This window comes from Pseudomonas sp. GD03875 (assembly GCF_029840585.1).
GTDB lineage: Bacteria > Pseudomonadota > Gammaproteobacteria > Pseudomonadales > Pseudomonadaceae > Aquipseudomonas > Aquipseudomonas paralcaligenes.
Genome location: NZ_JAOCCV010000008.1, coordinates 57363 through 73879, shown reverse-complemented (window position 1 = coordinate 73879; position 16517 = coordinate 57363). Strand labels below are relative to the sequence as shown.

The window sequence follows — 16517 nt, the reverse complement described above, 5'->3', positions numbered from 1 at the left end:
GGAGGCTGTCGTGTCCGACCCCAACGGGCTGACATGGGCAGCCACCCTCGTGTCGCTGGCGGTCGCTATCCCCACAGCGGGGCACGCGGTCATCTACAAGCGTGACCCTCGATCGGCCACGCTGTGGGTACTGCTGATCGCCTTGTTGCCGCTGGGCGGTTCGCTGCTGTATGGGCTGTTCGGCATCAACCGTTACCAGCGGCGGGCGCGGCGGCTCTTCCCGGGGGCAGATCCTGCTGTTCGGCAGGACCTCTCGCCCACGATGCCCGAGGCTGTATCGCCGCCGCTTGCCGGTCTGGCCCACCTGGTGGGACGCGCCACCGGCCAGTCGCTGACCAGCGGCAACCGCATCGAGCCGCTTGTCGATGGCGAGCAGGCCTACCCGGCCATGCTCGCCGCCATCGAATCGGCGCGGTACAGCGTCGCCTTGGCCTCGTACATCTTCGACAGCCAAGGCATCGGGGCGCAGTTCGTCGATGCGCTGCGCCGGGCTCATGAGCGCGGCGTGCAAGTGCGGGTGCTGATCGACGACGTGTATGCCCGCTGGACGCCCCGCAGCGCCTACCGCGCCTTGCAGCGCGCCGGCGTTCCGGCGGCGACGTTCAACCCGACGTTGATTCCCGCGCGCCTGCATGCCGCGCATCTGCGCAATCACCGCAAGCTGCTGGTGATCGATGGCGAGACGGGTTTCACCGGCGGCATGAACATCTTCAGCCCGTATTGGCGGCCCGATGCGCCGGGCCGGGCCTGTCACGATTTGCACTTTCGTCTGCGCGGGCCGGTGGTTGCGCATCTGATGCGGTGCTTCACCGACGATTGGTGCGATACCACGGGCGAGCGGCTCAACGAGGGTCTCTGGGGCGAACCGCCCGCAACGGCTGATGAGCAAGGAACCTCTTGGGCGCGCGGCATCGAGGCCGGTCCCGATGAGGCCCTGGACCGGCTGCGCTGGACCTTCATGGGCGCTTTGAGCGCGGCGAAGCATTCGGTGCGCATCTGGACACCTTACTTCGTGCCCGATCAGCCGATGATCGCGGCGCTAAGCACGGCCGCGTTGCGCGGCGTGCGTATCGACGTGCTGACGCCCGCAAACGGCGACCATCCCACGGTGCAATGGGCCGCACGCGCCCACTACTGGCAGGTGCTGGAGCACGGTATGCGCATCTTCGAACGGCCGGGCCCGTTCGACCACAGCAAGCTGATGCTGATAGACGGCCAGTGGTGCTGCCTGGGTTCGGCCAATTGGGATGCGCGCAGCCTGCGCCTCAACTTCGAGTTCAATGTGGAGGTGTACGACACCGCGCTGTCTACGCGGCTGGAATCCCTTTTTGATGCCGCCCGTGATGCATCGAACGAGATATCGGCCATGGCGTTGCGCGCCCGCCCGCTGGCCATCCGCTTGCGCGACGGGGTGGCCCGTCTGTTCACCCCCATTCTCTAGCGGCACGACTTGCGAGGAACATTGCCCATGGAAAAGAAAGATCAATGGAACATTGGCTACTGGATCGTCGCCGGCCTGTTGCTGCTGACGCTGCAGAACTACTGGCAGGCGGCCAAGACCGTCGAGCCCGTGCCCTACAGCGAATTCGAGAAGGCGCTGGCCGAGGGGCGCGTCGCCGAAGTGCTGGTGTCGGACCGCACGGTCACCGGGCGCCTGAAATCGCCGGACAGCCGGGGCAAGACCACCATCGTGGCCACTCGCGTCGAACCCGACCTGGCCGAGCGGCTGTCCAAGTACGACGTGCCTTACGCGCGGGTGGTGGAAAGCACCTGGCTACGTGATGTGCTCTCCTGGATTCTGCCGGCGGTGGCCTTCTTCGGCGTCTGGTTCTTCCTGTTCCGCCGCTTCGCCGAGAAGCAGGGCATGGGCGGCTTCCTGAGCATCGGCAAGAGCCGCGCCAAGGTGTTCATGGAGAAGAACACCGGCGTCACCTTTGCCGATGTCGCGGGTGTCGATGAGGCCAAGGCGGAGTTGGTTGAGATCGTCGATTTCCTCAAGAATCCGCAGGAGTATGGACGGCTCGGGGCGCGCATTCCCAAGGGCGTGTTGCTGGTCGGCCCACCGGGCACCGGCAAGACATTGCTGGCCAAGGCTGTTGCCGGCGAGGCGGCGGTGCCCTTCTTCTCCATCTCCGGATCAGAGTTTGTCGAGATGTTCGTCGGCGTGGGTGCAGCGCGCGTGCGCGACCTGTTCGAGCAGGCCCGCGGGCAGGCGCCGGCCATCATCTTCATCGACGAGCTCGATGCGCTGGGCCGCGCGCGCGGCGTCGGCGGCCCCATCGGCGGCCACGACGAGCGCGAGCAGACCCTCAACCAGCTGCTCACGGAGATGGACGGCTTCGACAGCTCGGTCGGGCTGATCATCCTCGCCGCCACCAACCGCCCCGAAATCCTCGACCAGGCGCTGCTGCGCGCCGGTCGCTTCGACCGTCAGGTGCTGGTGGACCGGCCCGACAAGAAGGGACGGCTGGACATCCTGAAGGTTCATGTCAAGAAGGTGACGCTGGCCCAGGATATCGATCTCGAACAGGTGGCTGCGCTGACCACGGGCTTTTCGGGTGCAGACCTCGCGAACCTGGTCAACGAGGCCGCGCTGGCCGCGACCCGGCGCAAAGCGTCCGCCGTGGAGTTGCAGGACTTCACCGCCGCCATCGAGCGCATCGTGGCGGGCCTGGAGAAGAAGAACCGAGTACTCAATCCCAAGGAGCGGGAAACCGTGGCCTATCACGAGATGGGCCATGCGCTGGTGGCGCTGGCGCTGCCCGGCACCGACCCCGTGCACAAGATCTCAATCATCCCGCGCGGCATCGGCGCGCTGGGCTACACGCTGCAACGCCCCACCGAAGACCGCTTCCTGATGACGCGCGCCGATCTGGAACACAAGATCGCCGTGCTGCTGGGCGGTCGTGCGGCCGAGAAGCTCGTGTTCGGCGAGCTGTCCACCGGGGCTGCCGATGACCTCGCACGGGCCACCGACATTGCCCGCGACATGATCACCCGCTTTGGCATGGACGAAGGACTGGGCTACATCGCCTTCGAGGCGCAGCGGCCACGCTTTCTCGATACACCGGAACTGGCCCACGGCGGCTGCCGGGTGGCCGAATCGACCCAGGCGCGCATCGATCAGGCCATCCGCGACATCGTGATGGGCGTGTTCGAGCGCGCCTACGGGATCCTCGACACCAACCGCGCGGTGCTGGAGCGTTGTGCGCGCGAACTGCTGGCGCGGGAAACGCTCGACGAGAACGACATCCTTCAATTGACCCAAGGACTTGTTCTTGATGGAAACGAAAAGTAGTAGGCGCTATTCAGAGTAAGCCGGCGGCTCTGTTCGGTGCGTCATCCAATTCGCCGGCATTGTTCAAGGAGAACCGATATGTCTGCATTGACTCCGTGGGACCCCTTCCGGGAACTGGATGAATTGCAAAACGGCCTGGCGACGATGTTCGGACGAATACCCCAGCGACAGGGCGCCCGTACCGGCAACGAAGCCATGACCACGGCGGACTGGGCACCAATGGTGGACATCAGCGAGGATGAGAACGCATTCCTCCTCAAGCTGGATCTGCCGGAGGTCCCCAAGGATGCCGCGCGCGTCAGCGCGGAAAACGGCGTGCTCACCATCAGCGGCGAGCGCAAACTGGAAAAAGAGAAGCAGTGCAAGAAGTTCCACCGCATCGAACGTGCGTATGGCCGCTTTGTGCGCAGCTCTGTCTTGCCTGACAACGTTGATCCGACCAAGGTGACGGCTGATGAAAGACGGCGCGCTGGGAGTGCGGCTTGTCAAGGCCGAGCAAGCCAAACCGAAACAGATTGAAATCTCAGTCAACTAACTTTAATTAGGAGCCCAAGATCATGAATATCAAACAGCCCCAATCAACCTTCTCCGCACTAGCCCTGGCGGTCGTCGTCGGACTGAGCGGACCGGCTCTGGCCCAATCGGCGGCAGGTTCTAGCCCAGGTGCTGCAGCACCCTCTGCCGCTTCCAAGGCGGCGCAGCCACAGGTAGATGACAAGGCCGCCCGGGAAGCCGAAAAAAAGCGTGCTGAGCTCACTCAGGACGCCATCACGGCGCTCACCAAGACCCAGGAGGCTTTGACACTCCTTGATGCAAAGAAGACCAAGGAGGCGCTCGCTGCGCTGGAACTGGCCAGCGGAAAGCTGGAACTGGTATTGGCACGCGACGCCAAACTTGCTTTGGCGCCGGTCGATGTACGCGTCATCACCCACGATATCCACGCCAACGTGGAATCGGTGAAGAAGGCGGTCAAGTTGTCTCGGGAGTTCTTGGGTGATGGCGAGCTGCAAAAGGCCCGGCCCATCGTCGCCAATCTGGCCAGCGAAATCGTGATCGAAACCGACAACCTGCCGATGGCAACGTACCCGGCAGCGATCAAGTCGGCCGCACGGCTCATCGACAGCGGCAAGATCGACGACGCCAAGGCGGAACTCGCCCGAGCACTGAACACGCTGGTGGTGACCTCGGTCGCCTTTCCTCTGCCCGTGCTACGGGCTGAAGCCGCGATGGCAAAAGCTGAAAAGCTGGCCGAGACCGACAAGCGCGATGCCAAGCAGAACGAGGAGCTCAGCACCTTGCTGTCGTCCGTGCGCACGGAGATCGAGATGGCGCAGATCCTGGGTTATGGCAAGAAGGCGGATTTCAAACCCATCTTCGATCATGTGAAGTCCATTGAGCAAAAGTCGGCTGGTGGCAAAAGCGGCAAGGGATGGTTCGACGAGTTGAAGACGCGCCTCCAAAAGCTGTTTTGAGGTGATGAAGGGGCCGACTGTTCGGTCGGTCAGTCTCGCGATGTTCGCAGTCAGCCCCAATAGATTCGCCTATTTTCACTAACTCACACGAGGCATATCACCATGAATGAGCAAACATCGAATCCCAATGCGACGAACAAAGAAATAAACGAACAGGCCGCGGTAAGCAGCCTTCCTGTCAGTCCAGAGGCCAAGGCTGAAGTCGTCACGGAGGTACAGCCTGAGGTTCAGAAGGAAACGGACTCGCAGGCGGCAGACAAACGTAAACAAGTCCTCGATGAGGCCGTCTCGGCCTTGGCGCTGACCAAATCAGCGCTGGCCGCACTTGACGGAAAGGACGCTGCACGCGCATTGGCAACGCTGGCCGAAGTGACGGGAAAGCTGGAGCTGATCGTTGCGCGCGAACCCACGCTCGCCCTGGCCCCCGTTGATGTGCGCACCATCGTGCACGACTTGTTCGCCAACACGGAAACCATTGAGGCGATGACCGACGAGGCGCTGGATGCCCTCAAACATGGCGAGGTGCAACAGGCACGTCACGTGCTGGCTTTGCTGGCCAGTGAAATCGTGATCGCGGTCACCAACATCCCTCTGGCGTCCTATCCCGCAGCCGTGAAGTCAGTCGTGCCGCTGATCGATCAGGGCAAGATTGAAGAAGCCAAAGCCGCGCTGCAGGCAGCGCTCAGCACGCTGGTCGAGACGCGCAGCGTGCATCCGCTGCCCGCCCTGCGCGCCAGGCTGCTCCTGAAGCGCGCCGAGACCTTGGTAGAAGATGGTCAGCGGAGCGAAGCGTCCAATGAGCGCCTGGAGACATTATTGAACGAAGCGCGGCAGCAGTTGGAAATGGCAGAACTGCTGGGCTATGGAAAGAAGAAGGACTTTGAGCCCCTGTATGCTGAACTCAAGAAAGTCAAGCAAAAGACGGCTGGGGGAGGCGGCGGAAAAGGCTGGCTCGATGAAATCAAGGCAAAGCTGTCCAAGTTGTTCTGAAACCGCTGGATAGGGCGTAAGAGGGGCGCGTCGCGCCCCTCTCTTGGCTCAGGAGTGTTTGCTTTTTCACCCCATTAGATCTTTAGGAGATATAGCATGAATACAGACACCATCACCGATTCCAGTGCGGATGAGCCCACCAAAACACTGTGTTCATTGACCGAAAATTGGTGGATTTTTGCGTTGCGCGGTGTCTTGGCATTGATTTTCGCAGCCCTTGCGTTCTGGATGCCACAATCGGCTCTGTTGGCCATGACCTTAGTGTTCGGCGCATTTTCCTTGGTCAATGGCGCTTTCAACTTGGTTGCAGCGGTGCGCCATATCCAGAAAAAAGAGCGCTGGGGCTGGCTGCTGTTCAGCGGCATTGTCGGCATACTTACCGGCGTCGTCGTCCTGGTTGCTCCTTGGGTCGCCACGATGGTCATGGCTTCTTTTTTATGGGCTAGCGTGGGGTTCTGGGCGATTTTCACCGGTGTGCTGGAGATATCCGCCGCCGTTCGGCTGCGTCAAGAAATCAAGGGTGAAATCTGGCTTGCCTTCAGTGGACTGCTCTCGATTGTCCTTGGCGCTATCGTCTTGTGGATATTTTTTTCCCGTCCGGTCGAGTCATTCCTGGCCGCAGGCTGGCTGTTGGGCTTCTATGCGGCAGTCTATGGTGTCACGCTTTTGTTCTTGAGTTGGCGTCTTCGCAAAACGCGCCAGGGATAAGAGCGGGTCAAACTAAATTCTATGGATATGAGCATCCTCGATTCATACCTCCATAGAAATGACATCGAAGGAGTCATACATGCAGATGCAATATAGCTATCGAGCTATCGACAAAGAGTTTCATGAACCTTGGCAGAGAGCTTTGGGAAATGTGATCGAGCACGCCCTCAAGCCATTGCTCGACAAACACACTAAAGATTCAGCGCAACTTCAAATCGTCCTTGATCGCGACAAGATCAAGCGGCAATTTCTGGCCAGTGGCTATATGCACCTGCCCGGCAAAAAGATTGTCAGCGTTACTGCATCACATGACGAGCTGACGCCCCTCGCGCAGATGCTCGCACAGTCGTTGTTCCGTCAGGCCAAGAAGCATTTTGACCGACTGCATGCTCAGGATCAAATCAAGCGCAAAGCACGACGCGAGCGCTTGCGCGAGCTCAAGGTGCGAATTGCTGCAAAACCCGCGTCAGCCGCCCATGAGGCCAAAGAGACCCGAATGCCTCTACTGTCGAAACTTGAGGCTGTCGCAAGGCGTGAGCTGGCTTATCTGCGGGCCGTCGGCGATTTACCGCGCGATTATCCGACGCTGCGCGACGTGGTGGATGAAGCGATTGTCCGAGCTGAGGTGGAATGGCAATCCGTGCCGGGGGAAAAAGAGGCTTACACCGGTCTTTTGAAGCATCTGTTCGCCGTCCTGGATAACGAAGTGGCAAGCAGCCGGCAATTTGGCGAATTCGTTTCTCTGGACGCGCCGGTCGAACCGGATGCCCAGGACGTCGCCGAGGCCATGGTGGAAGAGGAAATCTTCGAATTTTATCAGCCCGATGACACACTCAAGCTGGCCGATATCTTCGCTGGCAGTCAGCATCCCGATGTCGCAACGATCGCGGAACAGGAGGAGCTGATTGATCGGTCGAGCGAGTTCGCTTTTGCATTCGACCTGCTGAAGGACATGCCGCGTTTGTGGCGGCGCATTTTTCTGCTTGTCCGTGTGGACGGGCTGAATGCCAGCAGCGTCTCTGAAATCCTGCTGATTCCTAGTAAGGAAGATGCTGTCCGAAGGTGGCTCATGCAGGCCGAAGCATTCATCGCTGCTCATCTGGAAGAGGCCGGAGTAAGCAAAAACGGGAACGATTGGCTCCAAGGCGTTGATTGGTCGGCATTGTCTGTGACCCGAAGCGAGGCAGCCTCACTGTGGTCCAAGGAGGCGAACCATGAAGAATGATCTTCACCTTGTCTGCCCGCATTGCCAGTCCATCAACCGCGTACCGACTGCGAAGCTATCGGAACATCCCAACTGCGGCCGCTGCCAGCAGCCCTTGTTCACGGGCGAGCCCATCGAGTTGACCACGGCGACGTTCTCGCGCCACGTGGAGCGCAGCGACCTGCCACTGTTGGTCGATTTCTGGGCACCTTGGTGCGGGCCGTGCAAGATGATGGCCCCGCAGTTCCAGCAAGCGGCGCGCCAGCTCGAACCCAGGGTCAGGCTGGCCAAGGTCAATACCGAGGCAGAACCCCACCTGGCCGCGCAGTTCGGCATCCGCAGCATTCCGACGCTCGCCCTGTTCCAGGGTGGGCGGGAGATCGGGCGTCAGGCTGGCGCCTTGGGCGCGCAGGACATCGTGCGCTGGGCATCTGCACAGGTGGGGCGCTGACCGATGCAGGACTTGCTCGGCGCCACCCTGATCCTGCTGGCGGCATGCAGCCTCGCGGATGTGGCGACGGCGGCGTTCAGAGTACCCGCCTTGCTGGGTTACCTCGCCGTCGGCGCCTTGCTGGGCCCGTCGGTCAGCGGTGTAGTCGCGCCGGGAGAAGCGCTTGATTTTCTGTCCGAGCTGGGCGTGGCCCTGCTGCTGTTCATGGTTGGGCTGGAGTTCTCCCTCGGGCACTTCTGGCTTTCCCGTAAAACCGTATTGGCGGCCGGCAGCTTGCAGATGATCGCTGTCGCCACGCCACTGACCTTGATGTTGATGTGGCTGGGACAGCCAGTTCAGCGCGCTGCGTTGCTCAGCACTGCGGCGGCCATGTCGTCCACGGCGCTGGTCAGCCGACAGCTGGCCGACCAAGGCGAGCTCACCACCCGCCACGGCCGCAGCGCCATCGGCGTGCTGGTCTTTCAGGACCTGGCCAGCGTGCCCCTGCTGGCCCTGCTGGCGATCTGGGCGCGCGGCGAGTCGCCGAAGATCGAGAGCGTGCTGCTCGAAGTGTTGGGCGTGCTGATGTTGTTCGCGGCAGCGGCCCTCGCCTCCCGTCGTCTGTTGCATGGCCTGCTGGGCTGGGTGGCGCGGCAGGGCCACGAAGAATCCTTCGTGCTGGTTTCCTTGTGCGTGGTGGTGGCTGCCGCCGCTGCTGCACACGCGGTCGGCGTATCCGCCGCCCTGGGTGCGTTTTTGGCCGGCATGGTGCTGGGCGAGAGCGACTTCCGTCACCACATGGAAAGCCACCTCAAACCGTTTCGCGATGTGTTGTCGGGGGTGTTCTTCGTGACCATCGGCCTGCAGTTGGACGGAGCGCAGATTCTTTCGGCACCACTGGCGGTGTTCGCGTGGCTGGCAGTGCTGGTACCGGTCAAGATCGGGCTCAACACCCTGGCCTTGCGGGCGACGCGCCTGTCCGCCCTCGATGCCTGGCGCACGGGCATAGCGTTGGGGCATGGCGGCGAGTTCGCCCTGCTGTTGTTGGGCATGGTCTTGCAGCAGCATCTGATTCCCGCGACCGTCGTACAACCCATGCTGGTCGCGCTGGTGCTCAGCATGGCCTTGGCACCGCTGCTGATCCGCCATCACGATGTACTTGCCCGGTTCTTGAGCCGCACCGGCGGCGTCATTCAGCCACCCCAGGCTGAAGAAGTTGAGATCACCGCGCAGACAGCGCGATTTCGAGACCACGTCATCATCTGCGGCGCGGGCGAGCTTGGCCTGACCGTCAGTGAGATTCTTCGCCACGCCGGCGTGGCGCATCTGCTGCTGGAAGCAGACGAGCAGAAGGTAGAGGCCGAGCGTGCCGCCGGCGTGCCGGTGTTCCATGGCGATGCGAGTCGGCCCGATACCCTGCTGGCTGCCGGGTTGGCGCAAGCGCGTCTGGTGGTGCTCACGTTCGCCCATGCCCAGCAAGTGCTGCGCATCGCCCAGGCGATTGCCGAGCGCCGTCCGGCGCTGACCTTGTGGGTGTCATGCAGAAGTACGACCGCGGCCGATGCATTTCGCGCCATGCCCAACGTGCGTGTGTACCAGCAATCCTTTGCCGCAGGCCTTGGGCTGGCGGAACAAGTGATGTCGTCGCTTGGCATGTCGGCCAAGCTCGTCGAACGAAACATCAGTGCGATGCGCCGCCGTCTCGACAGCGGCAATGTCGCAGGGAGTCCATCTGCATGAAGTCAACAGGCCGCAATCCATTTCAGGTCTTCCGTGACCAATGGGCCATCATGAGTTTATACGAGCGCTTCGAGCAGGTCGTCGCCCTCGTTCTGTCGGCGGTAATTGCCGTCATCATCGTGGTGTCGCTGTTCCAGCTCATCGCCATCGTCTTCACGCTGCTGGTCCTCGATGCCTTCAATCCCCTGGATCACAAGGTATTCCAGAGTGTGTTCGGCATGATCATGACGCTCTTGATCGCGATGGAGTTCAAGCATTCCATTGTGCGCGTGGCGCTGCGTCGGGACAGCATCATCCAGGTCAAGACCGTGATCCTCATCGGTCTGATCGCGCTGGCGCGCAAGTTCGTGATCCTTGACCCCGAGGCGAGCCCCGCAAAGATAGCCGCGCTGGCGGCGCCACGCTGGCTCTGGGTGCGACCTACTGGCTGCTGCGCAAGCGCGGCGACCGCGCCGCCGAGACCTCTGAGCATGACCCGTCATCATCCCAGTGATCCGCGCACGGCGCTGTTGCAACACCGCTGGCTCAACCGCCTGCAGACCGGGCTGTTGGTCCTGACCCTGGTCGGGATCGCAGCCGCAGCAGGGAGACTGCCGTTTGGGGAAGGCGGCCTGTGGCTCGCGCTGTTTGCCGTTGCAGGTGCGTTGCTGCTGGAACCGGTAGCCGCGTCGGCGCTGAGCTTGCGCCTGTACCGCGTACGGGCCTTGCACCCGCAAGAAGCCCACGAGATGTGGGCCCTGTTGCGCGAGCTGCCCGCCCGTGCCGGTTTGCCCGCCACGCCGGTGCCGCACTATGTGCCCAGTGCCGTCGTCAACGCCTTCGCCACCGGATCGAAGCAGGAGGCATCGATCGCCCTCACCGATGGCCTGCTGCGCAGCCTGAGCCCACGCGAGCTGGCGGGTGTGCTCGCGCACGAGATCGCGCACATCACCAATGAGGATCTGCGCGTCATGAGGCTGGCGGATTCCGTCAGTCGCCTCACGAGCCTGCTGGCCCTCATGGGACAAATCGCGATCCTGCTCAACCTGCCCGCGCTGCTGGTTGGCGCGGCGGAGGTCTATTGGCCTGGTCTATTGTTATTGGCCGCATCGCCCCAGCTGGCCCTGCTCGCACAGCTCGGCTTGTCTCGCGTGCGTGAGTTCGACGCTGACCGCCTCGCGGCGGAACTGACGGGCGACCCGCAGGGGCTGGCGTCCGCGCTGGCGAAAATCGAGCGGGTCAGCCGCTCCTGGCGTGCCTGGCTGTGGCCGGGATGGGGCAATCCCGAGCCCTCCTGCTTGCGCACGCATCCGGCAACGCAAGAGCGTATCGCACGCCTGCTGACGTTGGCGCCTGGGCCAGCATCAGCGTTGCCATTCCACGCGCCCCATTTCTTGCCGGAATCCGCTGTGACGCCGCGCCCGCCGCGCTGGCACCCGAGCGGGCTGTGGCGCTGATTGCCTATCAACAGGAGACTTCTCATGGCCTACCCCGACCCGTACCCACGCCCCGCACCGGACCCCTTCATCCGGCGCTGGCTCTTCATCACCGCCTGTATTGCCACGCTCATGCTGCTGTGGCAGTTCCTGCCCGCCATCGAGGCCTGGTTCAGTCCGCGCGAGGCGGCAGATCGCACCGTGACGGCGCGTGGCGATCTGGCGGCGGACGAGAAAGCCACCATCGAACTGTTCGAAGAATCGCGCGCTTCGGTGGTCTACATCACCACCGCGCAGCTGGTGCGCGACGTCTGGACTCGCAATGTCTTTTCCATGCCGCGCGGCACCGGTTCGGGCTTTATCTGGGACGATGCCGGCCACGTCGTCACCAACTTCCACGTCATCCAGGGTGCTTCTGAAGCCACGGTCAAACTCGCCGATGGCCGCGACTACCAGGCCGCGCTGGTGGGGACGAGCCCAGCGCACGACATCGCCGTGCTCAAGATTGGCGTCGGTTTCAAGCGCCCGCCGGCCGTGCCGGTCGGCACCAGTGCCGACCTCAAGGTGGGTCAGAAGGTGTTCGCTATCGGCAACCCCTTCGGCCTGGACTGGACGCTCACCACCGGCATCGTCTCCGCGCTCGACCGCTCGTTACCCGGAGAAGCGGGCGGCCCGGCCATCGATCACCTGATCCAGACCGACGCCGCCATCAACCCTGGCAACTCCGGTGGGCCGCTGCTCGATTCGGCAGGAAGGCTCATCGGCATCAACACGGCGATCTATAGCCCCTCCGGCGCCTCGGCCGGGATTGGTTTCGCCGTGCCGGTGGACACCGTCATGCGCGTAGTCCCGCAACTCATCAAGACCGGTAAGTACATCCGTCCGGCGCTGGGCATTGAGGTGGACGAACAGCTCAATCAGCGTCTGCTTGCACTGACCGGAAGCAAGGGCGTGTTCGTGTTGCGTGTTACCCCTGGTTCGGCAGCGCACAAGGCCGGCCTCGCGGGTGTCGAAGTCACGCCGCAAGGCATCGTGCCGGGCGACCGCATCATCGATGTTGATGGCAAGGCGACGGACGATGTGGCCAAGCTGCTCGCGCGGCTAGACGACAGGAAGGTCGGCGATGTGGTGGTCTTGTCAGTGGAACGGGCCGGCAAATCGCGCGAGGTGCGTGTGGAGCTGCAACCCGGGAATTGATTGAACTGAACCTGTGGATCAGGCGGTAGTGCAGCGTCGCGGTGATTGAGGTTCTCAGGTCTTCGGCCAGGTAGCGTTCCGCCTCAACCTCCGTAATTTTCGGATGCGATCTGCCTATCCGAATAGGCAAGCATGCAACGCCGGAACCTCTTGCCAATCATCGAAGGAGAAAGCGAGGCGCAATCCGCATGAGGTGGACGCAGGCCAGGAACGAGGCAAACAGGAGGCCGCATTGGAACTCAGACTACTGCGCTATTTCGTTGCGGTCGCGGAAGAACTGCATTTCGCGCGAGCGGCCGAGCGCCTTGGCGTAGAACAATCGCCTGTGTCGCGCGCAATGCGCAATCTCGAAGCCACGCTCGGCGTGCAGTTGTTCGACCGCAGCGCGCACCAGACGCGACTGACCTGGGCCGGTCAAGTGTTCCTCGGTGAGTGCCGGCGTGTGCTGGCCACCGTGGAGCAGGCGGTGAGTGCCGCAAAGGCGGCGGCGCAGGGCTATCAGGGTTATCTGCGCATCGCCATCTGCGACAGCTTGGCGCAGCCCCACATTGCCACCTTGCTGGCGCGCAGCCGCGAGGAAGAGCCCGAACTGGAGATTCGCGTCTTCGAGCTGCCTTTCGCGCAGCAGCTCAAGGGCCTGCACAACGATCTGCTGGACATCGGCTTTGCGCTGTCGGACGCGGTGAGCGAAGGCCTTGTCGCCGAGCCCGTGTGGACCGATCCTCTGTCGGTGATCGTGCCCGTGCGCCACCCCTTGTTGGCGCACGCGGAAGTGCCATTGGATGAAGCCTTGAAGTTTCCGTTGGTACTGTGCCATCCGGACGCGGGATCGGGCTGCCACCACCAGATCCAGGCGGTGCTTCAAGGTGCGTCCAAGCCGCTCAAGCTGGTAGATCAGGTGACGAGCCTAGGCGTGATGCTGACTCTGGTCGGTGCCGGTTATGGCCTAGGTTTCGCCATTGCCTCGCAGGTGCAGACCCTGAACCGCCCCGACATAACCGTTCGCCCCTTGGCCGGCACGCCGCCCATGCTGTCTACCTACCTGCTGCGCCGCAGCGCCGAACCCTCTGAGCCCATGAAGCGGTTTCTGCAGCGCGCCCGCGAGGAGTTCCTGCCAAAGGGAGATGAACCGGCCTCGTGACGTTGAGCGCTCGGGTACATTGGCTACTGCTGGCTGTCCATGGCTCGCACTGGACTTGCTCGGAGCGCGCGTTGACCAAGCGTGGTTTTCAGTCCATAATTATGTCCATCTCGGTTCGCCGAGTGCGGAAAACTCGTTATCAATCAACGAGTTGGGAACACGATGATGTTCCCATCACCCGCTCCAGAATCCAAAAGATAAAGCCCTGTTTTTACAGGGCTTTTTCGTTTTCGCTCTCAGCAACTGTCGATGAAGTGTCGAAACCCGCCATCGGTCCCAACCTGATAGCGTCATGCAGATGCTCAGGCGCCAGATGCGCATATCGCATAGTCATGCTCAGCGAGGCATGGCCCAAAATCTCTTTCAGCGTGACGATGTGCCTACCACCCATGAATATAGAGATTGCCGTAAAGGCACCAAAGTAGCTTTCAAGGAAATGTGTAACCGTTTGGTTTTTTGGCTGCCGATGTATCGCAAGATTTCCAACTCGGTCATTTGCTGCAGGTACATTTCACAGCTCTACTGGTGTACTAGCCAGATTTTCAATAGAGACAGGAAAAACTGGAGATAAGCCAGCAGCCTTCATGGCTGCGACCATGTTCCGGTACCGCTCCAAGAGTGCCCCACGCGCGCCCCAGTCTTCAGACTCTTCATTTGAAGTGAGTCCGGGCTGGATAAAGCTGGGCTCTTCGCCTCCAATCATGATGCTTGTGTAATCCCAGTCGTAGTGAAAGACGACCTCAAAGGCACCAACAAACTCTGAAATTGCTTTTTGCAGGGCTTCGGACTGCTCAGGGCTAAGAGTCATTATTTATGTACCTAAAGCTTGGTTAAGAGGCGGCTCTAGCCCGTCCCAACGAACGAAGTGAGCGACACAGTTGAGCGCATTGCTATGCCAGTTCCTGTAGCCAGTTGTTAAACCACTCTATAGGCATTTTTTCATTTTCGAATTCTCTGTTCTGAAGCTCTTCTGTGGAATACGTATTTGCTAGATATAGCTCCCACTGAGCATCAACGTCAGTGAGAATTTCTAGTAATTTTTCGACTTTCGCATTCACTTTTGCTTCTCTAAAGCTTCGCAGAAAATCGTAGCACCAATCTGCAATTTGACTGTGAGAGTACGGTGACGCCGCCGGGCTAGCACCCCATTTGAGCATTTGCATTGCTGCTTCACGTGTAAACGGTATATCGACAAACGTACTAGGTTTCATTTTTGCTCAGTCATATTGAGGAGCACAACGTTTGGTTAAGGGGCCGGCTTTAGCAGGTCCCGCGTGAGCGAAACGAGCGACTTGAGCCATTTATTATGGATTCTGATTATGGAAATATGCCGAATAAAAGACATGAGCATCTTCCCAGTCTGGGTTTGCTGCTTCAACCACCATGCGCAGTGCGCCTTCGGCACGCCAATCATTTTGCTTTACAGCGCGGCTATACTTTTGGAATATCAGTTCGTTCAGACTGTCCCAGCGTAACGCATGAACGCAAACTGCGGCAAACTCAGGACATCTCATATTTGAAAGAAAATTAGTGAATTCATCTTGCAAATCAGGAAATGAACATATTAACGAAATAGCTTCTGCACAAAATGGAATTACGTCTGAGCAGTTAGCGCTATCGGCTATGGCAAGCTCAGCATGCTTTTCTAGCAGGGCGACTTGTTCGATTGGGCTCATGGAAAACTCTAACTGTTATTAGACGGCATCACTGCCGCATAAAATTCCATTAAATGTCGGATAACACATCCGAGTCACATACTAAACGTTTGACGTCCATACACATTGAGAAAATAAACACAACACTAGCAGGACGAAAAGCGACACAGAGTCAGTCCAGAGGTAGGCTAGGCACTAGAAGCTATGGCGCGGCACAAAGGCTGTCTAGGAGCTGTGTCGAAACCACAGCGGTACATAGCACAAAATGCGGCTTTGCTTTGGTCAGGAGGCCAGAAAAGCTGGGCTTTGCAGAACAAGGCAAGGCACTGAATAGGGTTCGATTCGCTCGCCCCAATATCGGTACGTTAAGGCCCTGTGCTTACAGGGATCATTGTATGAGTCAATCCAACAGGGCCGATCACCAAGGCAAGTGGAACGGCACCTCAGGTCTCTCCGCGCTGGACCACCGTGCCATACCCGACCATGCGCGCGCCCTCGAGAATCTCGAACCGACAGCCTGACCTTAGAGCAGCGTAGGAAACATCCGGCTCGTAGACGAACCGGATCGTGGCCAGCACTGGCACCCCGAAAGGAGATTGGCCCTCAGGGCCGGCGACGAACTCGACCCCGAGCATGGATGGATCAGGTGGCACCCGCAGGTGCGGCCGATAGCGCTGGTTGTCGAGCAGTGGACCAAGCTGGCGCCCACCCTGCTCCGGTGCGAGAAACGTGACCTCTGCTTCGACTGTTGTCATATCGTCCCTAGCGGCCTGACGATGGGCAGGCTCCACGGCTGTTCTGAATACCTGACTCTTCCACTAGAAGGAAAGATGTGACGGAGATGATAAGGAAATCAACCCGAAAACCCGCCAATGACCATTGGCCGATGCCGCTCTGGGAGCGGCTGCTGATTGCGCTCGTGGTCCTGGCCTTCGCCATCGTGGGGCTCGGGTTCGGTGTGTTCGGCATTCTCGAGGGCGCGGTGAGTTTTCCGAGCCGGCAGGCGAGCGATGTGATCGTTCAGGCCGAATCGCCGGTGACGTTCTGGGCGAGCGTCGGTGTGTGGCTGGTGGTCGGTCTGGGGCTTTTCTCGGTGGCCGTAGCCATTCTGCTGGATGTGGCAAGGCGGCTCTTCCGCTAGGTCGAAGCCTCTCTACGCCAGCCGTTTAAAGCTCCGTCGGATCGCACAAAATGCCTCGCTGCCGGGGCAAGGCAGAACGCCATCACGAATTGTGATTTGCATCTCATTTTCACCACCATGGAAATG

At 60.6% G+C, this 16517-nt stretch carries 16 protein-coding genes and 3 pseudogenes; 14 read left to right on the top strand and 5 right to left on the bottom strand.

What is annotated here, in order from left to right; genetic code table 11:
* The first annotated feature begins 10 nt into the window (after nucleotides 1-10).
* The 13 genes and pseudogenes from cls (at nucleotide 11) to N5D30_RS09275 (ending at nucleotide 13595) form a co-directional block, all read left to right on the top strand.
* A complete protein-coding gene (cls, locus tag N5D30_RS09335) occupies nucleotides 11-1441 on the top strand; it encodes a cardiolipin synthase (protein ID WP_016451635.1) in 1431 nt (476 codons plus the stop codon).
* A 27-nt stretch (nucleotides 1442-1468) separates the two neighbouring features.
* Nucleotides 1469-3298: an ATP-dependent zinc metalloprotease FtsH gene (ftsH, locus tag N5D30_RS09330; RefSeq protein ID WP_020306398.1), complete on the top strand. Its 1830-nt coding sequence runs from the start codon at nucleotides 1469-1471 to the stop codon at nucleotides 3296-3298.
* 78 nt (nucleotides 3299-3376) lie between these two features.
* Nucleotides 3377-3833, top strand: a pseudogene (gene hsp20-GI / locus N5D30_RS09325) (small heat shock protein sHSP20-GI).
* A 22-nt stretch (nucleotides 3834-3855) separates the two neighbouring features.
* Nucleotides 3856-4770, top strand: a complete 915-nt coding sequence (gene yfdX1, locus N5D30_RS09320; RefSeq protein WP_016446194.1) for a heat resistance protein YfdX1 — start codon at nucleotides 3856-3858, stop codon at nucleotides 4768-4770.
* A gap of 102 nt (nucleotides 4771-4872) precedes the next feature.
* Complete coding sequence (yfdX2, locus tag N5D30_RS09315; protein ID WP_038625722.1) at nucleotides 4873-5760, top strand: heat resistance protein YfdX2; 888 nt, start codon at nucleotides 4873-4875, stop codon at nucleotides 5758-5760.
* A 96-nt stretch (nucleotides 5761-5856) separates the two neighbouring features.
* On the top strand, nucleotides 5857-6468 hold the full coding sequence (gene hdeD-GI, locus N5D30_RS09310) for a heat resistance membrane protein HdeD-GI (protein ID WP_003285392.1): 612 nt from the start codon (nucleotides 5857-5859) through the stop codon (nucleotides 6466-6468).
* Between the two features lie 79 nt (nucleotides 6469-6547).
* Complete coding sequence (locus N5D30_RS09305; RefSeq protein WP_173010531.1) at nucleotides 6548-7693, top strand: hypothetical protein; 1146 nt, start codon at nucleotides 6548-6550, stop codon at nucleotides 7691-7693.
* Nucleotides 7683-8123: a heat resistance system thioredoxin Trx-GI gene (gene trx-GI / locus N5D30_RS09300; RefSeq protein ID WP_012761376.1), complete on the top strand. Its 441-nt coding sequence runs from the start codon at nucleotides 7683-7685 to the stop codon at nucleotides 8121-8123. Before N5D30_RS09305 ends, trx-GI begins: the two co-directional genes overlap by 11 nt.
* Nucleotides 8124-8126: 3 nt before the next feature.
* Nucleotides 8127-9842, top strand: a complete 1716-nt coding sequence (kefB-GI, locus tag N5D30_RS09295) for a heat resistance system K+/H+ antiporter KefB-GI (protein ID WP_012761375.1) — start codon at nucleotides 8127-8129, stop codon at nucleotides 9840-9842.
* A pseudogene (gene psiE-GI, locus N5D30_RS09290) lies at nucleotides 9839-10335 on the top strand (heat resistance protein PsiE-GI). Before kefB-GI ends, psiE-GI begins: the two are co-directional and overlap by 4 nt.
* Nucleotides 10313-11278: a zinc metalloprotease HtpX gene (locus N5D30_RS09285; protein WP_012761373.1), complete on the top strand. Its 966-nt coding sequence runs from the start codon at nucleotides 10313-10315 to the stop codon at nucleotides 11276-11278. Before psiE-GI ends, N5D30_RS09285 begins: the two are co-directional and overlap by 23 nt.
* 24 nt (nucleotides 11279-11302) lie before the next feature.
* Nucleotides 11303-12454: a trypsin-like peptidase domain-containing protein gene (locus N5D30_RS09280; protein WP_012761372.1), complete on the top strand. Its 1152-nt coding sequence runs from the start codon at nucleotides 11303-11305 to the stop codon at nucleotides 12452-12454.
* Nucleotides 12455-12686: 232 nt separating this feature from the next.
* Nucleotides 12687-13595 carry a LysR family transcriptional regulator gene (locus N5D30_RS09275; protein WP_003141085.1) on the top strand — a complete coding sequence of 303 codons (909 nt, stop codon included), beginning with the start codon at nucleotides 12687-12689 and terminating at the stop codon, nucleotides 13593-13595.
* Nucleotides 13596-13806: 211 nt separating this feature from the next.
* Here N5D30_RS09275 and N5D30_RS09270 read toward each other — a convergent pair.
* The 5 genes and pseudogenes from N5D30_RS09270 to N5D30_RS09250 all read right to left on the bottom strand — a co-directional run.
* Nucleotides 13807-13986 (bottom strand): annotated as a pseudogene (locus tag N5D30_RS09270) (integrase); the annotation flags it as partial.
* A 120-nt stretch (nucleotides 13987-14106) separates the two neighbouring features.
* On the bottom strand, nucleotides 14107-14403 hold the full coding sequence (locus tag N5D30_RS09265) for a hypothetical protein (RefSeq protein WP_279908765.1): 297 nt from the start codon (nucleotides 14401-14403) through the stop codon (nucleotides 14107-14109).
* 82 nt (nucleotides 14404-14485) lie between these two features.
* Nucleotides 14486-14806 carry a hypothetical protein gene (locus tag N5D30_RS09260; RefSeq protein WP_279908764.1) on the bottom strand — a complete coding sequence of 107 codons (321 nt, stop codon included), beginning with the start codon at nucleotides 14804-14806 and terminating at the stop codon, nucleotides 14486-14488.
* 93 nt (nucleotides 14807-14899) lie between these two features.
* Nucleotides 14900-15271 (bottom strand): hypothetical protein, encoded by a 372-nt coding sequence (locus N5D30_RS09255; RefSeq protein WP_279908763.1) that lies wholly within the window; start codon nucleotides 15269-15271, stop codon nucleotides 14900-14902.
* Nucleotides 15272-15693: 422 nt separating this feature from the next.
* Nucleotides 15694-16005 (bottom strand): hypothetical protein, encoded by a 312-nt coding sequence (locus N5D30_RS09250; RefSeq protein ID WP_279908762.1) that lies wholly within the window; start codon nucleotides 16003-16005, stop codon nucleotides 15694-15696.
* 77 nt (nucleotides 16006-16082) lie between these two features.
* Between N5D30_RS09250 and N5D30_RS09245 the strand changes: the two genes are divergently transcribed.
* Entirely contained in the window at nucleotides 16083-16391 is a 309-nt protein-coding gene (locus N5D30_RS09245; RefSeq protein ID WP_279908761.1) for a hypothetical protein, read from the top strand.
* Nucleotides 16392-16517 lie beyond the last annotated feature (126 nt).